The sequence below is a fragment of the Pseudomonas sp. GW821-FHT09C09 genome (assembly GCF_059418105.1).
Window position 1 is genome coordinate 17500 of sequence record NZ_JBWKPF010000004.1, and the last position, 25992, is coordinate 43491.

At 62.4% G+C, this 25992-nt stretch carries 23 protein-coding genes and 1 pseudogene; 12 read left to right on the plus strand and 12 right to left on the minus strand.

Features of this window, described 5'->3' with window-relative positions; translation table 11 throughout:
* Positions 1-92: 92 nt before the first annotated feature.
* The 3 genes from AC07NR_RS13630 to vimR all read right to left on the minus strand — a co-directional run bounded on the left by AC07NR_RS13630 (position 93) and on the right by vimR (position 3573).
* Complete coding sequence (locus AC07NR_RS13630; RefSeq protein WP_495078766.1) at positions 93-1475, minus strand: MFS transporter; 1383 nt, start codon at positions 1473-1475, stop codon at positions 93-95.
* A gap of 126 nt (positions 1476-1601) precedes the next feature.
* Entirely contained in the window at positions 1602-2336 is a 735-nt protein-coding gene (locus AC07NR_RS13635) for an ArsR/SmtB family transcription factor (protein WP_495078767.1), read from the minus strand.
* A gap of 307 nt (positions 2337-2643) precedes the next feature.
* Positions 2644-3573, minus strand: a complete 930-nt coding sequence (gene vimR / locus AC07NR_RS13640; protein ID WP_085711274.1) for a transcription regulator VimR — start codon at positions 3571-3573, stop codon at positions 2644-2646.
* A 117-nt stretch (positions 3574-3690) separates the two neighbouring features.
* Here vimR and AC07NR_RS13645 point away from each other — a divergent pair, with 117 nt between their 5' ends.
* From AC07NR_RS13645 to AC07NR_RS13655, 3 genes are all read left to right on the plus strand, one after another.
* On the plus strand, positions 3691-3984 hold the full coding sequence (locus AC07NR_RS13645) for a putative quinol monooxygenase (protein ID WP_495078768.1): 294 nt from the start codon (positions 3691-3693) through the stop codon (positions 3982-3984).
* Between the two features lie 31 nt (positions 3985-4015).
* Positions 4016-5029, plus strand: coding sequence for a zinc-binding alcohol dehydrogenase family protein (locus AC07NR_RS13650; RefSeq protein WP_495078769.1), 1014 nt, complete (start codon positions 4016-4018; stop codon positions 5027-5029).
* A 166-nt stretch (positions 5030-5195) separates the two neighbouring features.
* Positions 5196-5369: a hypothetical protein gene (locus AC07NR_RS13655; protein WP_167443758.1), complete on the plus strand. Its 174-nt coding sequence runs from the start codon at positions 5196-5198 to the stop codon at positions 5367-5369.
* A gap of 11 nt (positions 5370-5380) precedes the next feature.
* Here AC07NR_RS13655 and AC07NR_RS13660 read toward each other — a convergent pair whose 3' ends face one another.
* Both AC07NR_RS13660 and AC07NR_RS13665 read right to left on the minus strand, forming a co-directional pair.
* On the minus strand, positions 5381-6583 hold the full coding sequence (locus AC07NR_RS13660; protein WP_495078770.1) for a multidrug effflux MFS transporter: 1203 nt from the start codon (positions 6581-6583) through the stop codon (positions 5381-5383).
* Between the two features lie 117 nt (positions 6584-6700).
* Positions 6701-6898 carry a heavy-metal-associated domain-containing protein gene (locus AC07NR_RS13665; RefSeq protein WP_305833115.1) on the minus strand — a complete coding sequence of 66 codons (198 nt, stop codon included), beginning with the start codon at positions 6896-6898 and terminating at the stop codon, positions 6701-6703.
* Positions 6899-7046: 148 nt separating this feature from the next.
* Here AC07NR_RS13665 and AC07NR_RS13670 point away from each other — a divergent pair, with 148 nt between their 5' ends.
* The 3 genes from AC07NR_RS13670 to cueR all read left to right on the plus strand — a co-directional run bounded on the left by AC07NR_RS13670 (position 7047) and on the right by cueR (position 10342).
* Positions 7047-7433, plus strand: a complete 387-nt coding sequence (locus AC07NR_RS13670; protein WP_114881306.1) for a hypothetical protein — start codon at positions 7047-7049, stop codon at positions 7431-7433.
* A gap of 108 nt (positions 7434-7541) precedes the next feature.
* Entirely contained in the window at positions 7542-9932 is a 2391-nt protein-coding gene (locus AC07NR_RS13675; protein ID WP_495078771.1) for a heavy metal translocating P-type ATPase, read from the plus strand.
* Complete coding sequence (gene cueR / locus AC07NR_RS13680) at positions 9929-10342, plus strand: Cu(I)-responsive transcriptional regulator (RefSeq protein WP_248738436.1); 414 nt, start codon at positions 9929-9931, stop codon at positions 10340-10342. Before AC07NR_RS13675 ends, cueR begins: the two co-directional genes overlap by 4 nt.
* Here cueR and AC07NR_RS13685 read toward each other — a convergent pair.
* Positions 10296-11513 carry an MFS transporter gene (locus tag AC07NR_RS13685; RefSeq protein WP_495078772.1) on the minus strand — a complete coding sequence of 406 codons (1218 nt, stop codon included), beginning with the start codon at positions 11511-11513 and terminating at the stop codon, positions 10296-10298. The genes cueR and AC07NR_RS13685 overlap by 47 nt on opposite strands.
* A gap of 56 nt (positions 11514-11569) precedes the next feature.
* Positions 11570-12466, minus strand: a complete 897-nt coding sequence (locus AC07NR_RS13690) for a PA4780 family RIO1-like protein kinase (RefSeq protein ID WP_085684872.1) — start codon at positions 12464-12466, stop codon at positions 11570-11572.
* 601 nt (positions 12467-13067) lie between these two features.
* Between AC07NR_RS13690 and AC07NR_RS13695 the strand changes: the two are divergent.
* Together AC07NR_RS13695 and AC07NR_RS13700 are read left to right on the plus strand one after the other, a co-directional pair.
* Positions 13068-14000: pseudogene (locus AC07NR_RS13695) on the plus strand (cache domain-containing protein); the annotation flags it as partial.
* A gap of 129 nt (positions 14001-14129) precedes the next feature.
* Complete coding sequence (locus AC07NR_RS13700; RefSeq protein ID WP_371320909.1) at positions 14130-14858, plus strand: methyl-accepting chemotaxis protein; 729 nt, start codon at positions 14130-14132, stop codon at positions 14856-14858.
* A gap of 49 nt (positions 14859-14907) precedes the next feature.
* On the opposite strand, the gene AC07NR_RS13705 is transcribed toward AC07NR_RS13700, so the two are convergent.
* Positions 14908-16185: an acetyl-CoA C-acetyltransferase gene (locus tag AC07NR_RS13705; protein ID WP_134825370.1), complete on the minus strand. Its 1278-nt coding sequence runs from the start codon at positions 16183-16185 to the stop codon at positions 14908-14910.
* 177 nt (positions 16186-16362) lie between these two features.
* Here AC07NR_RS13705 and AC07NR_RS13710 point away from each other — a divergent pair, with 177 nt between their 5' ends.
* From AC07NR_RS13710 to AC07NR_RS13725, 4 genes are all read left to right on the plus strand, one after another.
* Positions 16363-17715: a 3-oxoacyl-ACP reductase gene (locus AC07NR_RS13710; protein WP_423204836.1), complete on the plus strand. Its 1353-nt coding sequence runs from the start codon at positions 16363-16365 to the stop codon at positions 17713-17715.
* Between the two features lie 2 nt (positions 17716-17717).
* Complete coding sequence (locus AC07NR_RS13715; RefSeq protein ID WP_423204835.1) at positions 17718-18572, plus strand: MaoC family dehydratase; 855 nt, start codon at positions 17718-17720, stop codon at positions 18570-18572.
* Positions 18573-18921: 349 nt separating this feature from the next.
* Positions 18922-20475 (plus strand): collagen-like triple helix repeat-containing protein, encoded by a 1554-nt coding sequence (locus AC07NR_RS13720; protein WP_423204834.1) that lies wholly within the window; start codon positions 18922-18924, stop codon positions 20473-20475.
* A gap of 134 nt (positions 20476-20609) precedes the next feature.
* Entirely contained in the window at positions 20610-22280 is a 1671-nt protein-coding gene (locus AC07NR_RS13725; protein ID WP_305833122.1) for a ShlB/FhaC/HecB family hemolysin secretion/activation protein, read from the plus strand.
* A 17-nt stretch (positions 22281-22297) separates the two neighbouring features.
* Here the strand turns inward: AC07NR_RS13725 and AC07NR_RS13730 are convergent, their stop codons facing one another.
* The 4 genes from AC07NR_RS13730 to AC07NR_RS13745 form a co-directional block, all read right to left on the minus strand.
* Positions 22298-24688, minus strand: coding sequence for an autotransporter family protein (locus AC07NR_RS13730; RefSeq protein ID WP_495078773.1), 2391 nt, complete (start codon positions 24686-24688; stop codon positions 22298-22300).
* A 190-nt stretch (positions 24689-24878) separates the two neighbouring features.
* Entirely contained in the window at positions 24879-25286 is a 408-nt protein-coding gene (locus tag AC07NR_RS13735) for a response regulator (protein WP_248738445.1), read from the minus strand.
* A 63-nt stretch (positions 25287-25349) separates the two neighbouring features.
* Complete coding sequence (locus AC07NR_RS13740) at positions 25350-25562, minus strand: Flp family type IVb pilin (RefSeq protein ID WP_085711258.1); 213 nt, start codon at positions 25560-25562, stop codon at positions 25350-25352.
* A 117-nt stretch (positions 25563-25679) separates the two neighbouring features.
* Positions 25680-25889 carry a Flp family type IVb pilin gene (locus tag AC07NR_RS13745; RefSeq protein WP_085711257.1) on the minus strand — a complete coding sequence of 70 codons (210 nt, stop codon included), beginning with the start codon at positions 25887-25889 and terminating at the stop codon, positions 25680-25682.
* Positions 25890-25992 lie beyond the last annotated feature (103 nt).

Sequence of the window (25992 nt, forward strand, 5' to 3'; positions counted from 1 at the left end):
GCCTGCTGGCGATGAGGCCTTTACATTCAACATCTTCGTTGATTGACAGTCCGCAATCGCCAGCAGGCTGGCTCCCACAACAGGATCTTTGTTCAGCCAGCGACCTGAGCTTCCGTCAACTCTTCCAGCGTCTTGCCCCGGGTCTCCATCCCGAACAGCCACACCACTCCCGCCGCCACCGCAAAGCACAACGCCCCCAACGCAAATACCCCGCCCTGCCCGGTGATCGGAAATACCAGCCCGGTGATCAGCGGCCCAAGCAGCGAACCCACGCGGCCGATGGCCGAGGCGAAACCCGAGCCCGTCGCACGTGCCGATGTCGGGTACAACTCAGGCGTGTAGGTGTAGAGCACCGCCCACATGCCGAACAGGAAAAACTGCATCAACAGACCCGTGCCGATCAGCAGCCCGACATTGCCGCCGAACACCGCACTCTGGCCGTACAGAAACGCCATCACCCCGCCGCCAAGCAACGTGACGATGCACACCGGTTTACGCCCCCAACGCTCCACCAGCCACGCCGCCATCAGAAACCCGGGAATCCCGCCCAGTGAAATCAACACCGTGTAATACACCGACTGAGTGACCGCGAACCCCGACTGTTGCAGCAACGCGCTGAGCCAGGACGTCAGTCCATAGAACCCGAGCAACGCAAAGAACCACAGGCTCCAGATCATCATCGTGCGCTGTCGGTACAGCGGCGACCAGATCTGCCCGAGGGCCGACAGGAAATTGCCCGGTGGCGTGATCACCCGAGGCAGGCGAACCGGCTCCGGCAACGCAGCCCCGCCCAGCGACTTCCGTACCCGATCCTCAATCGCGCACAACACTTTGTCCGCCGCGTCATGCTTGCCCGCCTGTTCCAGCCAGCGTGGCGACTCGGGAATGAAAAAGCGGATCGCCAAGACAAATACCGCCGGCACCGCCAACACCAGAAAGATGTCGCGCCAGCCAATCAGCGGCAGCAGGAAATACGACAGCACGCCAGCAGCGACAAACCCCAACGGCCAGAAGCCATCCATCAAGGCAATGTATCGCCCGCGACGCTTGGCCGGTATCAGCTCCGACAGCATCGACTGGGCAATCGGAAATTCCATGCCCATGCCGATTCCCAGCAAGATGCGGAACAGCGTCAGACTCTCGACCGTTTGCGCCGTGGAGCACAGGTAACTGGCCAGCCCCCACAACACGATGCTCCACTGAAACACCGGTTTGCGACCGAAACGATCAGCCAGCAGTCCAGACAGCGACGCCCCCAGCACCATGCCGAAAAAGCTCGAGCTGGCCAGCAGCCCGGCTTCGGCGCTGCTCAGGCCGAATTCGGTTTTGATCGAGCCGAGCAGGAAGGTCATCATCGCCAGATCCATGGAATCGAAGAAAAACGCCAGGGCGATGATGATAAAAATGATCCGGTGATAACCGCTGACCGGCAGGCGTTCCAGTCGATCCGCCGCGCTGAAGCTTCCCGTGTCCATGCCACCTCCTCCATCCGAAATGTCTGCGGATCGAGTGTGCGCGATAGCCGTTCAGCCTTTGTGCCAGATGCGACCTGTTCGCAGCCGTAGACGACGCCAGTCATCCGGCCAATGGAGCAAAGCGCTCTACAGCGCCATTTCCAGCTCGGTTTCCCGGGCGAATCGATGAATTTCCCGCTGTCCCGCCGCCGTCAGCTGCAGGGCGCGGGAGTCGTTGGGCAGCGTCAACCAGCCGGACTGCATGAACAGCTGCAACAACGCCGCACCTAGCGAGCCGCCCATGTGCGGGCGACGCTCGCTCCAGTCCGGGCACGCACAGGCGACCTGTGCGTTACGGTGGGCCAGCGCCTGGATGAAGACCCCGCGACTGGCCAATTGTGTCGCCCCCTTGTGGGTGACCACCACCCGATGTTCGAGCTGTTCGATCCAGCCGGCATCCAGCAGGCGCTGGTACAGGTCTGCAGCCAGCGTACCGCCCAGATGGTCGTCGCAAAAACGCGCACGCAGCAGGGAAGATGGCGCGGACTGGGGTTTGGCGATAGGTGTAGCGCGTTTGAAGACATCGGGAATTTCCCGCGGGGCACTGGCGAGCGTGGCGCTGGCCAAAGCCTCGATGGCCGCACCGATTTCCGGAGCCGCCAGGCGAAAGAAGCGCTTGCGCCCGCGAGCCTCGACCTTCAACAGACCGCCAGCGGACAAGCGCCCCAGATGCGCACTGGCCGATGAGGGCGACAGCCCCGCCAGCAGCGCCAGTTCCTCGGTCTGCCGGGCCGAGCCATCCATCAGCGCCCACATCATCGCGCTGCGTTTGGGATCGGCCAGCAACGTGGCGATCTGGCTGATGCAAGGTGCATGTTCCATGTATTCACTCCCTGTTGAATCGTATCGTCTACTGCTCAGAGACATCTTGACCAGTAATCAGTCGTCGGCCAAGCCGCGCAAAAACGCCTTGATCCGAGGCAAGGCAACACACTGCCACCCGCTATTCGCAGTACTCGACACGACTGTCACCGCTACCCGGCCGGTGTCAGTCCGATCATGCCTGTGCCTGCGTGCGGGTGCAGGCTTCAGGCGGACGCTAGTATAAGCGGGTTGCCCGCAGCGTCCTGCGCCGGAGCCGGTCCATCTGGTGATTGTTCCTGACAGAAATTTCGCTTTTTGCCTGCGACTAATGATCAACCTGCGGAAAAGCGGGAAATCGGCTACTCAATTCCGCGCAACGGCTGGCGAGCATCTCCCTCAACAGGTTCACCGGCTTACTCAATTGTGCGCGATGGGCGCACAGCAGATTCAGCGGAGCCCGCTCGCAGAGCAGCCCCGGCAGCAACACTTTCAATCGCCCCGCAAGAACATCACCGGCCACATCCAGCCAGGATTTGTAAGCGATACCCGCCCCCGCGACGGCCCATAAACGCACCACATCGGCATCGTCGCTGAAACGGTCGCCACTGACGGTCAGGCCGACTTCGCGTTTGCCGTCATGAAAACTCCAGTGGTCGTGCACCCGACTGCCCAGCATGTACAACAGACAATTGTGCTGGGCGAGCTGCTCCAGTTGCGTCGGTTCGCCATGTTTCGCCAGATAGCCGGGAGAGGCACACAGTACCCGCCGGTTTTGCGCGGCGATGGGCAACGCCACCAGACTGGAGTCTTCCGGTTCGCCGTAGCGCAAGGCGATGTCCACCGGTTGGCGAAACAGGTCGGCAATGCGGTCGCCCAGCAGCAGACGCACGGTCAGTTTCGGGTGTTCACGCTGAAACTCGTCGAGCCACGGCAGCAGCAGGTTGCGGCCAAAATCCGAGGGCGCCGACAACTGCAGGATTCCGCTGACCTGATCCTGACCGCTGGCCAGCAGACGACGACCTTCATCCAGATTGCTGAGTGCCGCCCGGGCGTATTCGAGGAAGCCTTCGCCCTCGGACGTCAGCCGCAGACTGCGAGTGGAACGCGCCAGAAGGCGTGCGCCGAGCTGTTGCTCGATACGTTTGAGCGCCGCGCTGGCCACGGCGGCGGACATGTCCATCACCCGGGCCGCCGCCGACAGGCTGCCCAGATCCGCCGCCCGGACAAACAACTGCAAGTCATCGAACCGCAACATCATCAGCCTCGATTATCAAAAAAATATTGAAAGAGACTGCTCTTTTAGCCGGTTTTATCTCGCGTAGAAATAGCCAATCATGCCTTCCATCGAATTCATCCCGCTCCGGAGTCGACCATGTCCCAGCCCTTCACCGCCATCGCCACCCTGATCGCCAAGTCCGGCCAGCAGGACACACTCGAAAACGCGCTGCGCGCACTGGTTGAGCCGAGCCGCGCAGAAGACGGCTGCAGCCAGTACGACCTGCATCGCGACCTGGCCGATCCGCTGACCTTTTATGTGATCGAGCACTGGGCCAGCGAGGAAGTCCTTCAGGCACACAATGCCAGCGCGCATTTTCAGAACTTCCAGACCACCGCCGGCCACTGCATCGAACACTTCCAGTTAAAACGCCTGGGCGCCATCGCCTGAGTCTTTCTTCTATTCATTTGTGGAGCCAAACATGAAAGCCATCGCCTATTACGCGTCCCTGCCGATCAGCGACGAAAAATCCCTGCAGGACATCGAACTCCCGGAGCCGGTAGCCGGCCCGCGCGACCTGCTGGTGGAAGTCAAAGCGATTTCGGTCAACCCGGTCGACACCAAGGTTCGGCAGAACGTCGCGCCAGAAGAAGGCGCAGCCAAGGTGCTGGGCTGGGATGTGGCCGGAGTGGTCAAGTCGGTCGGCAGTGAAGTGACACTGTTCAAGGCCGGCGACAAGGTGTTCTACGCCGGTTCCATCGCCCGGGCCGGCGGCAACAGCGAACTGCACGTGGTGGATGAGCGGATCGTCGGCCATATGCCGAAAACCCTCGGTTTTGCCGAAGCCGCCGCCCTGCCGCTGACCGCCATCACCGCGTGGGAGCTGTTGTTCGAACGTCTGCAAATCCGCGAAGGCAACACTGACGAAGGTCAGAGCCTGTTGATCGTCGGCGCGGCCGGTGGCGTGGGTTCGATCCTGACCCAACTGGCCAGCCAACTGACCGGGCTCAAAGTGATCGGCACCGCTTCTCGTCCGCAAACCCGCGACTGGGTAAGCGAGCTGGGCGCTGACCTGGTGATCGATCACAGCCAGCCGTTGAGCGAAGAACTGAAGCGCGCCGGCCTGGGTCACGTGACCCACGTCGCCAGCCTGACCCAGACCGACCAGCACCTGGACCAACTGGTCGAGGCCCTGGCGCCGCAGGGCAAACTGGCGCTGATCGACGATCCGAAGTCGCTGGACGTGACCAAGCTCAAGCGCAAGAGCCTGTCGCTGCATTGGGAGTTCATGTACACCCGCTCGCTGTTCGAAACGCCGGACATGATCGAACAGCACAAACTGCTCAACCGCGTGGCCGGCCTGATCGATGCCGGTACGTTGAAGACCACGGTGGGTGAACACTTCGGCAAGATCAACGCGAGCAACCTGCGCCGTGCCCATGAATTGCTGGAAAGCGGCAAGGCCAAGGGGAAAATTGTTTTAGAAAGTTTCTAAAACTCCGGAGGCCGCAGTCTTCGTCAGCGCCAGAAGTGGCTGACTCGGGGGCTGCGGTCGTTTTTTGCCGTCAGTCAGATGCTTGACCCTTGTCACAATTGCGATCGTATTCGGGTCTACAATCGAAACCTCTGCGATGCAATCTTTTACGTACGGGAGGTCAGCAATGAAGATCCTGATAAAAGAAGTGGCAAAGTCCCAATGGCAAGTTCGCCTTGACCAGCACGCCGTGACATTCCGCAGTGAAGCCGAAGCCCTGGCCTTCACCCGCACCCTCGAAGCGCGTCTGCACGCGCCCCATCAGATTCCCGAGATTACCCAGCAACGCGCTGTCGGCTGAGTTTCTTCCGTTCAGACTTCGGCCTGCGCCTTTGCCAGCGCCCGGGCATTCTGCATGCGCCGGGTGAGCATCGCCGCGCTGACCACCAACAGACCGCACAGGCTGATGACCATGGCCATCGGCACGGCGGTGCCGTCGTGCAAGACCCCCACCAGCGCCGAAGCCCCGGCGGCGACGCTGAATTGCATGCACCCGAGCAATGCCGAAGCACTGCCGGCGCGAGCGCCCTGGCCGTTCATCGCACTCGCCGCCGCATTGGGGCTGATGCAACCAAGACTGGCCACGCAGATGAACAATGGAATCAGCAGCGGCCACAGGGCCTCGGTGTGCAGGGTGCTGACCGCGAGCAATGTCAGCCCGGCACCGAAGTAGACCCAGACCGCCCGCGACAACAGAAACGCCGGGCCGCGCTTGGCCAACAGTCGCGCATTGATCTGCGCCACCAGAATGAAGCCCGCCGCGTTGGTGCCGAACAGCCAGCCGAAATGCTCGGCCGGAACGCCGTACAGCTTGATGAAAATGAAGGGCGAGCCGGCAATGTAGGCAAACATCCCGGCGATGGCGATGCCACCGGTCAGGGCATGGCCCATGTAGATCGGGTCGGTCAGCAGGCGACCGTACTGCCGCAATGCACCGGACAGTGGCTGGCGCGGAACATGGGCCGGCAGACTTTCCGGCAGGCCGAGGGCAACCGCCAGACCGGCCATGGCACTGAAGCCGGTCAGCACCAGGAAGATCGACTGCCAACCCGTGGTGTTGACCAGCAGACCGCCGAGCATCGGCGCCAGGATCGGTGCCAGCCCCATCACCAGCATCAGTTGCGAAAAGACCTTCGCCGATCCCACGGCATCGCATTTGTCGGCGACCACCGCCCGGCCGATCACCATCCCCGCACAACCGCCCAGTGCCTGAACGAATCGCGCACCGATCAGCCATTCCAGATTCGGCGCATAAGCGCAGGCCAATGACGCCAGGGTGAACAGCACAAGGCCGGTGAGCAATGGAATCCGCCGTCCGAAACGATCCGCCACCGGACCGTAAGCCAGTTGACCGATGGACAAACCAAAAAAGTAAGCCGACAGCGTCAGCTGGACGTGTTTCTCATCGGTGCCGAACGCCAGCGCCATGGAGGGAAATGCGGGGAGATAGAAGTCGATCGCCAGCGGACCGAAAGCGGTCAAGGCACCGAGAATCAGAATGGTACGGAAGTTCATCAGGCGTCCAGGTTTGGCAGGCAGTTGGGCGGGCACTTTGGTAAAGAGTGCAGCCCGACAGTCTAGCCGCGCGAGGACGCCTTGAACAATCCGGTAGCTCGCTAACTATTAAAAAGTTCAGGCGAGTTTGATGGCGTAGCCTTCTTCGCTGATCGCCTCGATCACTTGCTCGGCGCTCAACGCACTTTCGACACCGACTTCCTTCGCCGCCAGATCGACCCGCACGCTGGCCGCCGGATCCTTGCTCTGCACCGCCTGGGTGACGGCCTTGACGCAGTGGCCGCAGGACATGCCTTCAACACTGAACACTTGCATGGAATGACTCCTTTGAGTGAGGTTGCCCGCAGTGTCGAGCTTGCCACGATGGCAAGGTCAAGTTCTGTAAATAACTGCCGGGCTGGCAATCGGCGCCGCGCTCGGCCAAGCTGCGTGCATCCATGACATCAATTCAGGAGATTCAGCCATGCGCTGGTCAGCTTTCAGCCTGTTTGGCCTACTCAGCTTCTTTGCCTGCCTGCCCCAGGCCAACGCGACCGGCGAGGATTACGCCGTTCTGATCATCTCCCGCGAGCGTCTGGAAGTGCCGACTTCCTGCGAGATCGGCGTGTATATCCAGGACCAATTGGCCGGGCGGCTGCTGCAGGAACAGACCACATCGTTCAATCTGCCCTACGGCAAAGTTTCCATTCGTCTGAAACTGGAGCCAAGCCAGATGCCGGGCTGCAAGCCGGGGATGCTGGCACCGCCGGCGCAGGAAATCACGCTCAAGGCCGGCAGTGTGGTGAAGTACCGGATCGCGTCCAACGATCAAAGGGGACTGTACCTGCGGCCAGCCGCGCTCGAATACTGAGCCAGGGCCCGAAAAGGGGGAGCCGGCAGGCTCCCCCTTTTTTTGGCCTTGACCTTGCCCGCATGGCAAGGTTGATCCTGTAGGCATCCACTACAGGGAGTACGACCGATGTCCGATTCCATCACGTTCGATCTGCCCATCAGCGGCATGACCTGCGCCAGTTGCGCCGGCCGCGTCGAGCGCGCCTTGAGCAAAGTCAGCGGCGCCAGTGCCGTCAGCGTCAACCTCGCCACCGAACAGGCCCGGGTGCAGGCCCCCGGCGACAGCCTGCCGGCGCTGATGGAAGCGGTAGAGCGCGCCGGTTACAGCGTGCCGCAGCAAACCGTGGAATTGAACATCGACGGCATGACCTGCGCCTCCTGCGTCGGCCGCGTCGAACGCGCCCTGAACAAAGTCCCGGGAGTGAAAAGCGTCAGCGTCAACCTCGCCAACGAACGCGCCCACCTCGAGCTGCTCGGCGCAGTCGACCCGCAAACCCTGATCGCTGCCATGGGCAAGGCCGGTTATTCGGCCAGCCTGTTCGAGCCTGAACACCAGACCGACAATCATCAGCAATACCTTAGCCACGAGCGCTGGGCGCTGATCTGCGCCATCGCCCTTGCCTTGCCGCTGGTGCTGCCGATGCTGCTGCAACCGTTCGGCATTCACTGGATGCTGCCGGCCTGGGCGCAATTTGCCCTCGCCACTCCGGTGCAATTCATCTTCGGTGCACGTTTTTATGTGGCCGCATGGAAAGCCGTACGCGCCGGGGCCGGCAACATGGACTTGCTGGTGGCCCTGGGCACCAGCGCCGGTTACGGCTTGAGTCTCTATGAATGGGCCACTACCACCGAGGGCATGCCGCACCTGTATTTCGAAGCCTCGGCAGTGGTCATCGCGCTGGTGCTGCTCGGCAAATACCTGGAAAGCCGCGCCAAACGCCAGACCGCCAGCGCCATCCGCGCTCTGGAGGCGTTGCGGCCGGAGCGGGCGATTCAAGTCATCGATGGCCGCGAACAGGACGTTGCCATCAGCGCCCTGCGCCTCGGCGATCTCGTAATGGTCAAACCCGGTGAACGTTTCCCGGTGGACGGCGAGGTGCTGGAAGGCCAGAGCCACGCCGACGAAGCGCTGATCAGCGGCGAAAGCCTGCCGGTGCCCAAGCAACCGGGGGACAAGGTCACCGGCGGCGCGATCAACGGCGAAGGCCGCCTGTTGGTGCGAACCACGGCGCTCGGTGCGGAAAGCGTACTGGCGCGGATCATCCGACTGGTGGAAGACGCTCAGGCCGCGAAGGCGCCGATCCAGAAACTGGTGGATAAAGTCAGTCAGGTGTTCGTGCCGACTGTTCTGCTGCTGGCCCTGGCCACGCTGATTGGCTGGTGGTTGTATGGCGCGCCGCTGGAAACCGCGCTGATCAACGCCGTCGCGGTGCTGGTGATCGCCTGCCCCTGCGCCCTCGGTCTGGCGACACCGACCGCGATCATGGCCGGCACCGGCGTCGCCGCTCGCCACGGGATTTTGATCAAGGACGCCGAAGCGCTGGAGCGTGCCCATGAAGTCAACAGCGTGGTGTTCGACAAGACCGGCACCCTGACCTCCGGCACCCCGCGCATCGCGCATTTCAGTGCGATCGACGGTGATGAGAACGCCCTGCTGACAGCGGCTGGCGCACTGCAACGCGGCAGTGAACACCCGCTGGCCAAAGCGGTGCTGGATGCCTGCGCCGAGCGCAATCTGGCGGTGCCGGATGTCAGCGACAGCCAGTCCCTGACCGGTCGCGGCATCGCCGGCCATCTCGACGGTCGGCGCCTCGCTCTGGGCAATCGTCGGCTGCTGGAAGAAACCGGTCTGGACGCCGGCACGCTGGCGGAGTCCGCCAAGGCCTGGGAAACAGAAGGTCGCACACTGTCCTGGCTGATCGAACAAAGCCCCGCTACCCGTGTCCTCGGCCTGTTCGCCTTCGGCGACACCCTCAAGCCCGGCGCGCTGCATGCGGTGCAACAACTGGCTGCGCGACATATCCACAGCCACCTGCTGACCGGCGACAACCGCGGCAGCGCCCGCGTCGTCGCCGAAACGCTGGGCATCGAGAACGTCCACGCCGAAGTGCTGCCGGCGGACAAGGCCGCCACCGTCGCCGAACTGAAAAAAACCGGCGTCGTGGCCATGGTCGGCGACGGCATCAACGATGCCCCCGCGCTGGCCGCAGCGGACATCGGCATCGCCATGGGCGGCGGCACCGATGTGGCGATGCACGCCGCCGGCATCACCCTGATGCGCGGCGACCCGCGACTGGTGCCGGCAGCGCTGGAAATCAGCCGCAAGACTTACGCGAAGATCCGCCAGAACCTGTTCTGGGCCTTCGTCTACAACCTGATCGGCATTCCGCTGGCGGCGTTCGGCTTGCTCAATCCGGTGCTGGCTGGCGCGGCGATGGCGCTGTCGAGCGTCAGTGTGGTGAGCAATGCGCTACTGTTGAAAACCTGGAAACCCGAGGATCTGGAGGACAACCGATGAACATCGGCCAAGCGGCCCGCCACAGTGGCCTGAGCGCGAAGATGATCCGTTATTACGAGTCGATCGGCCTGCTCAAGGCCGCCCATCGCACCGACAGCGGCTATCGCGTCTACAGCGACGATGACCTGCATACCCTGGCGTTCATCAAGCGCTCGCGGGACCTGGGTTTTTCCCTTGAGGAAGTCGGCAAGCTGCTGACCCTCTGGCAGGATCGCCAGCGCGCCAGCGCCGATGTGAAGGCCCTGGCCCGCCAGCACATCGACGAGCTGAATCAGAAGATCCGCGAACTCGGCGAGCTGCGCGACACCCTGCAGGACCTGGTGGAACACTGCAACGGCGACCACCGCCCGGACTGCCCGATCCTCAAGGAGCTGGCGTCTGGCTGCTGCGCGCAACCTGCTCGCGTCTGAGCAACAGGATCTTCATCGACAGCACCGTGACGAGGGGAATGCCGTGGAACAGCAACACCACGGCACCCGGTGCCCACCCGTTGTAGAACGGTGCGGCGATCAGCATGCCGACGCCGAACCCGGTCATCTGCAACAGCGTCAGGAAGCTGAAGATCGGCAGGCGAAGGGGCTCAGGCTCCCGTTGCAACCGTGACATCAGCCCCACTTCCGAGAACCCGTCGCCCAGCCCGGCCGGCAACGAAAACAGCAAAAGACCGACGACGCTGTGCTGCTGAAACATCAGGATGAAACCGCAGGACATCAGCAGCACGCCACCGAAATAGCGGCGCTCCAGATGAATGTTTTCCGAGCCGTTCAAGCGACTGGCAATCCGCGCGCCCAGCAATTTGCCGCAGGCCCACACCGCGAGCATCAGGCCCAGCGTGGTGCTCGCCGAGTCCGGCGTGAGCAGTCTGGAAATGATCGGAAATCCGACGTTGTGTGCAGCGCTGCCCAAAGTGTCGGCCATCGTCACTGCCAGCATCGCCGCAACCACCGGAGCGCTGCGCAATCCCTGCAACAGCGCCGACCACTCACCCTGTCTAGCGCTTGATTCGGCCACCGGCTCAGGTGCGCTGAACCGCAGCGGCGCAATCAACGCTGCAGCCAGCAGATAGGTCAGCGCGTTCAGAGCGAACACCGTTTCAAAACCAAACCCCGCGACCAGCAGCCCGGACACCAGACTGCCGCCGACCATCGCCATGGAAGAGGCGGACGTGATCCAGGCATTGGTCTTGAGTAACTGCGCCGGCTCGATCAATCGCGGTAACTGACTGTTGAGGCCGATGGCGAACATCGAATTGCCAAAGCCCAGGCCGAACGCAATCAGCGGCAGCAACAGCGGCTGCTGGCTGACCGGAACGATCAGCAACAACCCGAGCACGGCGGCGCGCAGCAGATCGAAGGCAATCAACGGCAAGCGACCGCTGCATCGGCGATAGAACGCGGTGCCGATCAGGCTGGCGAAAATCCCGCCGCCCACCCGACTGGCGAGGAAGATCCCGACGCTCATGGCGCTGTTGCTCAGCAGGTAGACATAAGTGGCCAGCGCCACCATGTTGAGGAAGGCGCCGAAATCGGAAATCAGCCGGGCCGTGATGATCAGCCGGGCATTGCGGGAGGTGGTGGTCACAATCAATCCTTGAATGTGTAAAACCCGGCCGAAGCCGGGTTTTCTTTTTCAGATGCTCACTGCATCCACGGTGGCGGAGGCGGTTCGTCGGACTTGCCCTTGGGCTCGTCGTCCGCCGCGCGGATGGCTTGCTTGCGCTCCTCGTCCAGACGCGCCGCTTCGATCTCGCGCAGCACCCCGCCGACATCGGCCAGGTCCTCGGGATCGTCGAACTCGCCGGTCAGCACGCTGGCCGGGTGCAACGTACCCGCTTCGTACAACGCCCACATTTCCTTGGCGTATCGGGTCTTCTTCAACTCCGGGGCGAACCGGCCGAAGTACGACGCCATGTTGCCGACGTCACGTTCGAGCATGCTGAACGCGTGGTTGTTGCCGGCGGCATCCACCGCTTGCGGCAGGTCGATGATGACCGGGCCGGTCGGTGTCAGCAGCACGTTGAACTCCGAGAGGTCACCGTGCACCAGACCGGTACACAACATCAGCACGATCTGCGAAATCAGGAACGCGTGGTATTCGCGGGCCTGATCCGGCTCCAGCACCACGTCGTTCAGACGCGGCGCGGCATCGCCGTATTCATCGGCCACCAGCTCCATCAGCAGCACGCCTTCGAGGAAGTCGTACGGCTTGGGTACCCGCACCCCGGCATTGGCCAGGCGGAACAGCGCCGCGACTTCGGCGTTCTGCCAGGCGTCTTCGGCTTCCTTGCGCCCGAACTTGGAGCCCTTGGCCATCGCCCGGGCCTGTCGGCTGTTGCGAACCTTGCGGCCTTCCTGATACTCGGCCGCCTGGCGGAAACTGCGTTTGTTCGCCTCCTTGTAGACCTTTGCGCAACGTAACTGATTGCCGCAGCGCACCACATAAACAGCTGCTTCTTTGCCACTCATCAGTGGACGCAGCACTTCGTCGACCAGACCGTCCTCGATCAGGGGTTCAATGCGTTTTGGAGTCTTCATCAGCTTTTATTGTGGGTCCTTTATTGCCAAACACGCGAATGTCACTCGTTATACGGCAATCCCCGCATCACGGGGAAGGGTTGCCGACCTGTGAACCTGTGGATGCACACACTGTGCCGGATCAAATACGTCAATCCACCGCTCTTGTATCGACCGCTGCGAATCATAGCCGAGCCTATCGAACTTGTTGGCGCAAGGACTTGAGGGCATTTGCGACAGAATCTGACATCCAGCTTCGTTCCTTTCGTAAGAATTTTCTCTTACAGCCTCAATTTCCCTCTTCGGCAGCCGAAGTCCTCAGAGACAGAGGAATTTGTCCGACAATCGTTCCAAAAAAACTTCGATGTCGCACTCAAGGAGTGGAGTGGAAAACAACGTTTTTCGGCTGCCAATAAACCGCGAGTCATCTGCACTGCGTGGGCCTACAAGAAAATCTGGAGCGCGGATGAACATCAAACAGAAGTTGACCTGGGCGTTTGCAATCATCGCCTGCTTGCCCGTGGTGCTGGTCGCCACGCTGGTGGTACTGAACCTGCGCAGCGATGCCCGGGAAGGCTTTGTCGACAGCAGCGGACGCGAGATCCGACAGGTCAGCAACGCCATGCAGCTGTTTTTTGACGGTATCAGCCAGAACGTTGATTACCTGGCGACCCAACCGCTGATCAAGAACACCGACGACAGCCTCAAGACCTACATGAGCGCCAACGCCGAAAGCGTCCCGCAGGGCGAGATGGACAAAAAGGTCTTCTCCTTCCTGCAGGATCTGGGCAACAGCCACCCGGCCTACGCCTACGCGATTGTCGGCACGGCTGCCGGCGGTTACGTCTCCTGGCCCGATGATCCCAAACTGAGCAACTACGATCCGCGCCAGCGCCCCTGGTACAAGGCCGCGCAGGCCAAACCCGGCAAACCGTTCCGCACCGCCGCCTATTACTGGGCGCAGGACGATGCGACCTACGTCAGCACCGTGCGCACCATCGACAACAAACTCGGCAGCAACGGTGGCGTGGTCAGTATCGACGTCACGCTCAAGCAGCTCACCGAGATCGTCAAACAGATCAAACTCGGCGAAACCGGTTACCTGATGCTGCTGGAAAACAGCGGCACCGTATTGGTCGATCCGAAGCAGCCCGAACACAACTTCAAACCCCTCGACAGTCTCGGCGAGGGCTACGCGCAACTGGCCAAGGCCGGCAAGGGCCTGGTGGAAGTCGAGCTCAACGGCGAGCGCTACATGGCCAACGTCTGGCCGTCGGAACAACTGGGCTGGACCTTCATCGGCCTGATCAAACAGAACGACGTGATGAGCTCGGCCACCAGACTCACCTGGCTGATCGCAATCATCGCCGCCGTGCTGGCGGTGATCTTCGCCGTGGTCGGCGCCAGTTTCGCCAGCCTGATCGTGCGGCCGATCCGCAGCGTGGCCAACGGTCTGGAAGGCATCGCCCAGGGCGAAGGCGACCTGACCAAAAATCTCGACATCCGTGGCAGCGACGAAACCGCGCAATTGGCCAACTGGTTCAACCAGTTCCTGACTGCGATCCGCAGCCTGATCCAGCACATCGGCGGCGCCGCCGGGAAAATCCTCGCCACTTCGCAGAGTTCGACCCGGGTCTCCGGCGACATGGCCGAAGCCGCCGGACGCCAGCGCGAAGCCGTGGACATGGTCTCGACCGCATTCCACGAAATGGTCGCCACCGCCAACGAAGTCGCCCGTTCGTGCAGCCAGGCCGCGGAGTCGGCCGACAGCGGCCAGCGCCAGGCCCGCGAAGGTCAGCAGCAGATCGATGCGGCGGTGCACAGCGTCGATCAACTGAGCCAGGAACTGGAGCAGTCCGCGCAATCGATGCAGCAACTGGAACGCGACAGCAACGATATCCAGTCGATCCTCGGCACCATCCGCTCCATCGCCGAACAGACCAACCTGCTGGCGCTCAACGCGGCCATCGAAGCGGCGCGGGCCGGTGAGCAAGGGCGTGGTTTTGCGGTGGTGGCCGACGAGGTTCGTGCTCTGGCCAAACGCACGGCTGACTCGACGGCGGAAATCGACGGGCTGCTGGGTAATCTCGCCAAGCGCACCAGCGCCGTGACCCAGCAGATGCGCGCCAGCCTCGATGTGTCGCAGCAGTCGGTGGCACGGATCGGTGAGGCGCGGGAAAGCTTTGGTCAGATCCGCGAATCGGTGGATGTGATTCGTGACATGAACACTCAGATCGCGACGGCGGCGGAAGAGCAGCATCAGGTGGCCGAGGACATCAATCGGCATATCAGCCAGATTCATGGTGATGCGCAGCTGGTGGCCGAACTGGCCAATTCGGCGCGGCTGGATTCGCAAAGTCTGGCCGGGTTGTCGAATGAGCTGGATGGGTTGGTGCGCAGGTTCCGTACCTGAGTAACCTTTGGAATTCCCTCTCCCTTTGGGAGAGGGAATTCCTGTTCTTTCAGCGCTCGATGATGGCCGTCACACCTTGTCCGCCAGCCGCACAAATCGAAATCAACCCACGCCCCCGCCCCGCCGCATCCAGCAACTTCGCCATGTTGGCCACGATTCGCCCGCCCGTCGCGGCAAACGGATGCCCTGCCGCCAGCGAGCTGCCCTTGACGTTCAAACGACTGCGATCAATCGAGCCCAACGGCGCATCCAGCCCGAGCCGGGTCTTGCAGTACTCCGGATCTTCCCAGGCCTTCAACGTGCACAACACTTGCGCGGCAAATGCCTCGTGGATTTCGTAGTAGTCGAAATCCTGCAAGGTCAGACCATTGCGCGCCAGCAAGCGCGGCACCGCATACACCGGGGCCATCAACAGCCCTTCGGCGCCGTTGACGAAATCCACCGCCGCCGCTTCGCCGTCGCGCAGATACGCGAGGATCGGCAGTCCACGTTCCTTCGCCCATTCTTCGCTGCCCAGCAGCACCACCGACGCGCCATCGGTCAGTGGTGTGGAGTTACCGGCGGTCAGGGTGCCCTTGGCGCTTTTCTCGAAGGCCGGTTTCAGGGTCGCGAGTTTTTCCAGGGTCAGGTCCGGGCGCAGGTTGTTGTCGCGGGTCAGGCCGAGGAACGGCGTCATCAGGTCGTTGTGCCAGCCTTCGCTGTAGGACGCCGCCAGTTTGTGGTGACTTTCGAGGGCCAGTTGGTCCTGCTCTTCACGAGGAATGTTCCAGGTCTGCGCCATCAATTCGCAGTGCTGGCCCATCGACAGGCCGGTGCGCGGTTCGCCGTTGCGCGGGAATTCGGGGATCAGGTGTTTCGGGCGCAATTGCAGGAAGGTCTTGAGCTTGTCGCCGGTGGTCTTGGCGCGGTTGGCTTGCAGGAGGATCTTGCGCAGGCCTTCGCTGACGCTGATCGGCGCGTCCGACGTGGTGTCGACACCGCCGGCAATGCCGCAATCGATCTGCCCGAGCGCGATCTTGTTCGCCACCAGCAGCGCCGCTTCCAGACCAGTGCCGCAGGCCTGCTGGATGTCATACGCCGGAGTGGCCGGCGACAGGCGCGAGCCGAGCACGCATTCGCGGGTCAGGTTCATATCCCGTGACAATTTCAGCACCGCTCCCGCAACCACTTCTCCGATGCGCTGGCCGTGCAGGTTGTAGCGTTCGATCAGGCCTTCGAGGGCGGCGGTGAGCATCACCTGATTGCTCGCGGTGGCGTATGGGCCGTTGGAACGGGCGAACGGAATGCGGTTGCCACCAATGATCGCGACGCGGCGCAGCTGACTCATGAAAAACTCCTTGTGAAATATCCAGTCTGAAAATCGGGCACTGAAAATCCCGCCGGGCCCCAAAAACACCGGGGGCAAACTACTCTGCTGTTCTAGCGTAGGCCTAAATGTGTGGATCGAACGATTGATTGCCCTTCGCAGTCCACACTTTGAACCCCATCTTCTGGAGAGCGTTCCATGTCTGACCGCTATATCGACTTCGCCAACTCGTCCATCGGCCATCGACTGGTCGGGGCCCTGGGCCTGCCGTCGCCGGTGCGGCTGGAACGCTGGCAGGCGGGGCGCCTGCGGCCGGTGGAGGGCGCGCTGCTGATCGGCGGCGGGCCGCTGGCCGAACGGGTCAGCGCCTTCGCCAATCGGCTGACCGACGCCATTTACCGCTACGGCGACCAGCCGGCTACCGCCACACAGTGGATTCCCGGCCATGGCCCGAAGCTCAAGGCTGTGGTGTTCGACGCCAGCGATTTGCAACACACCGACCAGCTCAAGCAACTGCGCGAATTCTTCCAGCCATTGATGAAGAATCTCGACAGCAGCGCGCATCTGGTGATCCTCGGCCGCGCCCCGGAAACCCTGCCCGAACCGTTTGCCGCCAGTGCACAGCGGGCACTTGAAGGTTTTTCCCGTTCGCTGGCCAAGGAACTGCGCAGCGGCGGTACGCTGCAATTGATCTACGTGGGCGAAGGCGCCGAGGATCAGCTTGAAGGGCCGCTGCGGTTTTTCCTCTCGCCGAAAAGCGCGTTCGTGTCCGGGCAAGTGATTCGTCTGAATCCTTGTGCCACGCCGGTGACCGACTGGACGCGCCCGCTGGCTGGGCGCAAGGCGCTGATCACCGGCGCGGCGCGCGGCATCGGTGCCTCCATCGCCGAAACCCTGGCCCGTGACGGCGCCGAAGTGATCCTGCTTGACGTACCGCCAGCGAAAACCGATCTGGAAGCCCTGGCCGCGCGCCTCGGTGGGCGCGCCATCACCCTCGACATCTGCGCCGAAGATGCCGCCGCGCAACTGATCGAACAGTTGCCGGACGGCCTCGACATTCTGGTGCACAACGCCGGCATCACCCGCGACAAGACCCTGGCCAACATGACGCCCGAGTTCTGGGACGCGGTGCTGGCGGTCAACCTCAACGCGCCGCAGGTACTGACCAAGGCCCTGCTCGACAGCGGCACCCTGCACGATAACGCGCGGGTGATTCTGCTCGCCTCGATCAGCGGCATCGCCGGCAATCGCGGGCAGACCAATTACGCCACAAGCAAGGCCGGGCTGATCGGCCTGGCCCAGGCCTGGGCACCGACGCTGCTGGAACGCGGCATCAGCATCAACGCCGTGGCGCCGGGCTTCATCGAAACCCAGATGACCGCGCACATTCCGTTCGGCCTGCGTGAGGCCGGGCGCCGCATGAGTTCGCTGGGCCAGGGCGGCCTGCCGCAAGACGTCGCCGAAGCGGTAGCGTGGCTGGCACAACCGGGCACCGGCGCGTTCACCGGGCAGGCGCTGCGGGTCTGTGGACAAAGTGTTCTGGGGGCTTAGGCATGAGCATCGAATGGCACACGTTGCACCGCGAGCCGAGTCTGCCGGGGCTGTATGTCCGGGCAGCGACCCGGCGCAAAATCACCGGCACCACGTTGCCCGATAGCGGTTTGCGCTGCTGGGTCGACGTCGACGGCAGACGACTCGCAGCCTATCGCAAGGTCTGCGGGTTTGCCGATGACGGTCTGCTGCCGCCGACGTATCCACACGTCCTGGCGTTTGCGTTGCAGATGCAATTGCTCACGGACAAGGACTTTCCCTTCCCCCTGCTGGGGCTGATTCACCTGAGCAACCGCATTCGCGTGCTGCGGCCGATGGGCGGGATCAGCCGTGCACAGGTCAGCGTTCGGGTGCACAACCTGCAACCCCATCCGAAAGGCGCGACGTTCGACCTGCTGACCACCCTCGACGATCAGCTCGGCCCGCTGTGGGAGGCCGAAAGCCGGATGCTCTGTCGCGGCGTGAAACTAGAGGGCGAGGCGCTCGAACAGGCGTGGGAGCCGACACTGCCATTGATGCAGGTGGCGCAGTGGAAAGCCCCGGCAGACATCGGCCGGCAGTACGCCAAAGTCTCGGGCGACTACAACCCGATCCACCTGAGCGCGGCCAGTGCAAAGCTGTTCGGTTTCCCCACTGCCATTGCCCACGGCCTGTGGAACAAGGCACGTACGCTGGCAGCCCTGGCGGATCATCTGCCCCGGGCCAATCTGGAAGTCACCGTGCATTTTCGCAAGCCTGTGCGCCTGCCGAGCGAAGTATCGCTGTTCGCCAGTGCGGCGGGCTCCAGCGGTGAGTTGCGCCTGATCGGTGCCGGAGAACTCGAGCACATGGTCGGCAACTGGCAACCGATTGCCTGAATCGATACGCCGCTTCAGCCGCTCTCCCGTCGCTGAGGGGGGCGGATCACAGCGGCGGAACATGATTAATTGTGTGTATATAACTTAAGTTTTTACGCCCGCCACCCGCCCGCAAGTCAAATATCAAGCCTTGATTCTCAAGGCTTTTTTTTGCGCGTTTATATCCTCGGCATTAGTCGTTAAGCAGCAGGTTCACCGATCTATATAAAGGCGTTAATACCAACTCGAGAATGGTGTGGATCCAGCCTTGCGATTGATATGGGCACAACGGGCGAAGGCATTGCCGACAACAGAATCGGCAGGCCATCGAAGACAACGAACGTTGTGACAGGTGCAAGGAATTACCATCATGAAAACTCAAGTGTGGTGCAAATCGGCAACAGCGCTGGCATTGATCCTCTCCCTCGGACTGGCCGGTTGCAGCAGCGGCGGTGGCGGTCATCACAGCAGCTCCAGCAGCTCGACTCCGGACAGCTCCACCGCCGGCACTGGCGGAACAAGCGGCAGCGGCGGTACGACGGGGACCGGCGGCACTGCCGGAACGGGCGGAACAGGTGGCACCGGCACCACGGACCCGACCACTCCGACTAACCCGACCAACCCGACGGATCCGACCAACCCAACCAACCCGAACACACCGCAGGCACTGGTCACCTCGACGCTGGTGCAGGATGTCGGCAGCACCGTCGCCGGTGTCGGCAGTGGTGTCGGTCAGGTCGGTGACTCCCTCAGTGGTGTGCCCGTGGTCGGTGGTGTCGTGCAAAGCGCCGCCAAAACCGCCGGCAACGTGGTCACAACATTGGGCGACGGCGTAGCCAACGGCCTCGGTAAACTCGGCACCACCGACAACGGCCTGGGCGTCACCGCCTCGGCGGTCGGTGGCGTGGTGCAGGATGTCGGCAACGGCGTATCGGACCTGAGCAGCAAACTGACCACCGCCACCGGCAGCGTTCCCGTGGTCGGCGGTGTGGTGACCAAAGTTGCGCCATTGCTCAACGGGGTGGGTGAAAAAGTCACCATGCTCGGCGATACCCTGAGCACGGCCACCACCACCGGCCCACTCGGTTCGGTGACCAAAGACGTCGGCAACGGTCTCGTACCGGTGATCGCCATGGTCGAAAGCACCACCGACAAACTGGGCAGTACCACTGGCCTGGGTGCGCCATTGAACGGCGTGTTGCAAAAAGTCGGCAGCACCGTCGACGGCGTGGGCGACAACGTCACCGCAGCCGGTAACGGCAACGCCCTGACCAACACCGTCGGCGGCGCCCTGAGCAACGTCGGCACTGCCGTCGGCAAGGCCGGCGGGCTGGTGGACAACGGCACCGGATCGGGCACCGGCGTGGGTGGCGGGCTCGGTGGCGGACTCGGCAACAATGGCCTGCTGCAAACCGTCGGCGGCGCAGTGGTCAACGTCGGCGCCGGGCTGGGTGCAGGCAACGGCACACTCGGCGCACCGGGCAACGTGCTGGTCTCGGCCGGCAATACCGTGGCTTCGCTCAACACTGTCCTCGGCGGCTCGGGCTCGCCGATCACCAGCCCTACTACGCCTCTGGCCAGTCTGGGCAGCGGCGTCGGTGGCGGGCTCGCACCTGTCACCAACGCCGTCACCAACCTGACCCAGAACGTCGGCAGCGCCACCGGGCTCGGTGCTCCGGTGGCCGGCATCACCAGCCAGGTGGGCGGTGCGGTGGGTAATCTCGGTGGCGCCATCGCCGCCACCAACAACCCGGTCACCACCGCCGTCGGTGGCCTGGTCAGCAACGTGGGCGGTACCGTGGCGGCGGTCGGCGGGCTGGTCAACGGTGGCGCATCCACCGGGGGTACCGGCACTGGCGTCGGTGGCGGTCTGGGCGGTGTGCTCGGTGGCCTGAGCGGCGCGCTGGGCGGCAACAAACGCTGAATTGCACCTGGCCGATTCGACGGCCGAACCTACAGCGCCTACGCTTGGTTGAGGGCGGAAGATTCCCGTGAGTCTTCCGCTTTTTTTCTTAGGAAAACCCTGCCCGGTGCTGCGGTTTGAACATGGAGTGTCCTATGCGCGTTATGGCATCCCTGCTGTTGCTCAGTCTCAGTTCCACCGCCCTCGCCGACACCCTGCCCAGCTTTCTCAACAGTAACGAAACCATCCGCAACCTGCCGGTGCCGAACCTGCCTGCCGACGCCTACCGTCCGAGCGCAGCTCCGCTGCAAGTCCCGGAGCCCGGTGCCGCAGCGGCCGAGCCGTTGATGATGGGCACGAAGATCAACCTGAAAACCGTGCAGATCGAAGGCGGCACGATCTACCCGCTGAACGAGCTGGCAGAGATCTACAAACCGCTGATCGGCCATGAGTCCAGCCTCGCCGACCTGATCGAAGCCACCCGCAATATCACCCGACGCTACCAGAACGACGGTTATCTGCTGTCCTACGCCTTCCTGCCGAAACAGAATTTCGATAACGGTGTGGCGCGCGTGGTGCTGGTGGAAGGCTATGTGCGGGATGTGCAGGTGCAGGGCGACGTGGGCCGGGTCAAGGGACTGCTCGACAGACTGGCGGCGAAAATCCAGGCTGAACGTCCTCTGACCCGCAAGACCTTCGAACGCTACACCACACTGATGACCCGCATTCCCGGCGTCACGATCCAGGCCCAGGTGCCACCGCCGGGGACCACCGACGGTGCGACCACGCTGGTCGCCCAGGCCAGCCGCAAACCTTTCACCAGTTCCCTGAGCACCACCGAAGACAACCGCAAGGGCACCCAGGCCCTGCTCGGTGTGAGCAGCAACTCACAGACGTCGATGGGCGAACAGCTGACGCTCAGCGGGCTGTTTCCACCGGGAAAGGATCACGAGCATTACTACCGTCTGGACTACAGCCAGTTTCTCGACGCCGAAGGCACGCAACTGAACCTGTCCGCCTCGCGCTACCGTGCCGACCCCGGCACCAACGTCGCGCTGGACAATGGCCTGGAACTCAAGCCCCACCGCGAGAACGACCGCTACTCGGTCGGCTTCAGCCTGCCGCTGATTGCCGCCTCGAACGAACTGCTGACCGCCGGAGCGCGCCTGTACGCGGTCAACGACAAGACCCGCTATAACGTGATCGGCTACCCCTTGAGTGTCGAAGAACGCACCGACATCCGCGCCCTCGCCTTCGAAAGTGACTGGCGCAAGGCCGACGCCCGTCAGTTGCGGATTCTCAGCGGCGGCGCCTATCAAGGGCTGGACAGCATGGGGGCGCACACCAACAACAGCGCCATCGATCTCAACTTCCTGCGCCTGCGCCTTTCCGGGGTGCAGAGCGACAAGTTCTTCGATAACTGGCAAGGCGTGCTGTCCGGTGCGCTGTACTGGACCGACGACACCCTGCCCGACAGCGAACGCGCGGTGTTCGGCGGGCAGAATTTCGGCCGTGGCTACCCGGACGATCAGGCGTCCGGTGACAAGGGCTGGGGCGTGGCTTACGAGGTCAACTACAGCTTCAACCGCGACGGCAACTGGGTGCGCATCCTGCAACCCTACGTTGTGCTCGACCGCTCCCGCAGCTGGTTCAACCGGTTGCCGGTGCAGGCCAACAGCCTGTCATCGGCAGCCGTGGGCCTCAGATTTGGTGATGCCAAGTACTACAACATCGCCCTGGAAGCGGCCAAACCCATGTCGGATGAGGCGCTGGATACCTACAACCGCCGGCCGCGCTACAGCATCAGTTTCAGCTATCAGCTGTAGCCCGGCCGGCTGTGCGGTCAGAAGGCGTAACGCACTTTTGCCGTGAAACCGTCAGCGTTGAACCCGCTGGCGGTCACGTAGTTGTAAGACCCGCCGACACTCCAAGGGCCCATGCGATAGTTGGCCCCCAGACCCAGTTCATAGCTGTCGCGAACCGGTGTCGTGCCCCGGCTGGTGAAGGAATCACCACCCAGCACGAACGAGGAAGTGGTCGCGGTCTTGTCGCCAATGACGTCATGCCAGGCCATCAGTTTCGCTTCCGGTTCGAGGCTGCCCGAGCCCATGGCAAACGCTGCGGCCAATCGCGCGCCGGCGCCGACTTCACCCACTTCGTAGCGCTGGCTGCCGACATTCAGCGAGGCCGAACTGCCCTTCTCGCGATAGCTGCTCATGCTCACGTTGGCGTAACGCGCGCCGACCTGCGGTTCGAGCACCACGTCCGGCATCAGGCGCACGGTGTAACCGGCCAGCGCACTGACACCAAACACATTGCTGTCGTAATCACCCTTGGCCCGCGTTCCGGCGATGTAGCGCTTTGATTCGTTGTCGCTCCAGCCGTACATCAGCGACGTATCGGCGAACCAGTTGTCGTGGGTCCAGTTGCCGTACAGGGTCAGGGCATGCCCGGTGACCTTGGTCTTGTTGCCGCGATCGGACTTCACGTCGGTGTCGAGGTAGCTGTACGCCAGACCGACCGCCATGTCGGCATTCAGCTGACCATCGGCGCCAACGGCGATACCGTGGCTGTCGGCGTCATAACCGCTGACACCGCGACGCTGATCCTGGCTGGCGTCGCTGTTCAACGCTTGCAGCCAGACGCCTTTTTCCATCGAAGCTGCCGTATCGCGGGCGCGACTGGAGCGCTCGTTGATCACCCCGGAAACCAGCGTCTGGCTGTTGGTGGCGGCATGAATCACCCCACGGCTGACATCGGGACTGAGGGTTTCGGACAGCCGCGCCAGTTGCGCGTCGGTACTGGCGTTGGCGAATGCCTGGAACACCGGATCCTGCTCGTCGAGCCGGGACAGCAGACCCGACACCCGGCCCACCGCCGTTGCCGCGTTGCGACTGCCGCCTGCCACGAGGGTGTTTTGCGCCAGAACCTCTTCGGACTTGTTCGTCACCACCGACGTGATGTCGTTGCCCACGACGCCGAAACTTTTCACGTCCAGCAACGCGGAGGTGGAGGTCACAGTCAGGTTGTTGCCGCCGATCAGATTGCCCGAGCTGATCAGGGTGTATTTCGTACCGCCCGGGGTCACGCGGAAATCACTGGAGCGCGCCAGCAGACGCAATGTCGCGCCCGGTGCGATATCGGTGGTGCCGGTGACTTTCAGCACCGGCAACGCCGGATTGGTGTCGTTGCCCAGGTACATCTCCAGCACCGAGTTGGGTTCTTCCATGTCGAAGTCGCCGATGATCGTGGTGTGCGGCTTCATCAGGGTCAGCGTGCCTTCCTCGATGGTGACGTAGCCGGACTTGATGGTCGAGCCGTCGAAGGTTGCATCACCGTCGATGCTGACACCCGCCAGTCCCAGCAAGTCACCTTTGACTGCACCGCCATAGAACTTGAAGTACGTGACTCCGTCGTCGACCTGAATCGCCGCGCGGCCCCCTTCAATCAACCCGTTCCCCTGATAGATCGTGAATGGAACGCCGACAGCCTGACCGCTGATGTGAACACCCGTGGACTCACCGACGATCGTGCCGTAGTTCACCAGATTGAAGCTGCCGGCAGGACCGCTGGAGATCGCCCCTTCGAACACCAGTGCTTCGGCATCGGAACCACTGGCGCGAATGGTGCCGGTGTTGCTGACGGAGCCACTCAGACTCACCCCGTCCAGCAGAATCCCCAAGGCATCAGTGCCACTGGCACTGATTGTGCCGCTGTTGCTCAGTCCGCCCATGGCGGTGTGCACCATCATCACGCCACTGGCACTCGCGCCGGAAACGTCGATACTGCCGGAGTTGACCAGGCTTTCACCCAGCGTACTGCCAATATCGGAAATACCGACGGAGCTCCCTGACCCCGGTAGCCCGTTGACGATGATCGAACCCTGGTTGATCAAGCTGTACTTGATTTTGCTCGGCACTGCCCCGGCAGTGGACAGCGAGATGCCCATGCCATGATTGGCCCCGTCTATGCGGATAGTGCCGTTATTGCGCAACTGGTCGGCTGCCAGTCCCGTGAACTGTGCACCATAGGTCAAGGTCGACGGCGAACCGGGGGCGATGGTCCCGTTGCCGTTCAAATCGACCAGCCCGTAGTTCTGCAGGTTGCTGTTCAACGGCCCGCCACTCAGGTCGTAGTTCAGACTGGCGCCGGCGGCGGTAACAACGGAGGTGTGCAGCGTGGCTGCAGCGATAGACAGCGCCAGGAGCGAGTGGCGCAAGCGAACGATGTTCAAACGGGATTCCCTTCCAAAACATGAAAAACAGTTTCAGCAGGGTTCAAACATTCATTCAGGCATCCCTACCGAACCCACCAGGTAGTCTGGACTGGGCGCGGCGAATGTACACGAGCCATCATTTCGACACCATCAAAATGTCAAATGAACGGCGTCACAAGTCTGGCACCGGAACGAACAAGGCCAGTGTTCAGGAAACGTTGGCCTTGGGCTTGGGGAAAAGATTGTCCAGGGTTTCCAGCAGCCGCACGTGATAGATCGGCTTGCGGAACAGGTCAAGCACCTGCAGGCGCAGCATGTCACTGACGTCCTCCATGTCCGCATGCCCCGAGGTCACGATCACCGGCAGGTGCTGGCGCGAGGTGTGTTCGCGCAATCGCTTGATCAGCGACATGCCGCTTTCCTCCGGCATGCGCAGATCGGTGATCACCAGGGCGATGTCGGGATGGCGGGTCAGATGGTGCAGGGCGAGCTTCACCGAGGTCGCGGTATGACAGACGAAGCCCTCGCCCTCCAGCAACTCCGCCAACTCCAGCAATGCGTCCTCTTCATCGTCAACCAGAAGCAACTGTTGGCGGGGCAGTGAAGAAGCAGTCATTGGTCAATCCCTGAGAAACTGAAGGTGGAACCGAGTGTAGTGCGAGATTTGCCACCCATCGAGTCAGGGTAACTGCGTCGGCGCAGTCTGTGCCGTACCGCCCAGCGCCACGAGGATGTTGTTGAAGATCGCCAGCACCTTGGCGCCTACCGGCGTCACAAACACCACAACCACAATGGCGACCATCGCCACCACAATTGCGTACTCGATGGCCGACGCGGCTTCGGTGCTTGCCAGGAACGACCGGGCACGCATCATCAGGTATTCGAAGAGCATGGACATTCTCCTTCATGCCCGGGATTTTCCGGGCACCGGAAAGCCAATGATCGGGGCAATGCCTGAACGCTCCTGTTCAGCAGCAGACAGGCATCGACAGAGGGAGAGAGCGTTCGCTCAAGGAATGCCGGGCTTGGTCGGGGCAGTGCCACCGAGCGAGGTCAGGATCGCGCTGAAAATATTGAAGACCTTGGTGCCCATCGGTGTCACGAACACCACGACCACCACCGCCACCATCGCTACCACGATCGCGTACTCGATAGCCGAAGCCCCTTCCTCACTCTTGAAAAACAAACGGGCTCTGGCCAGCAGATAATCGAGAATCATACGTCCACTCCTTTGCGCCCATGGCGCCGATGTCGCGACAGCGGCAAAGCTTCCACCGTGCTATCTGAGCATTGTCAACAAAGGCCCCGTCAACAACTGTAAG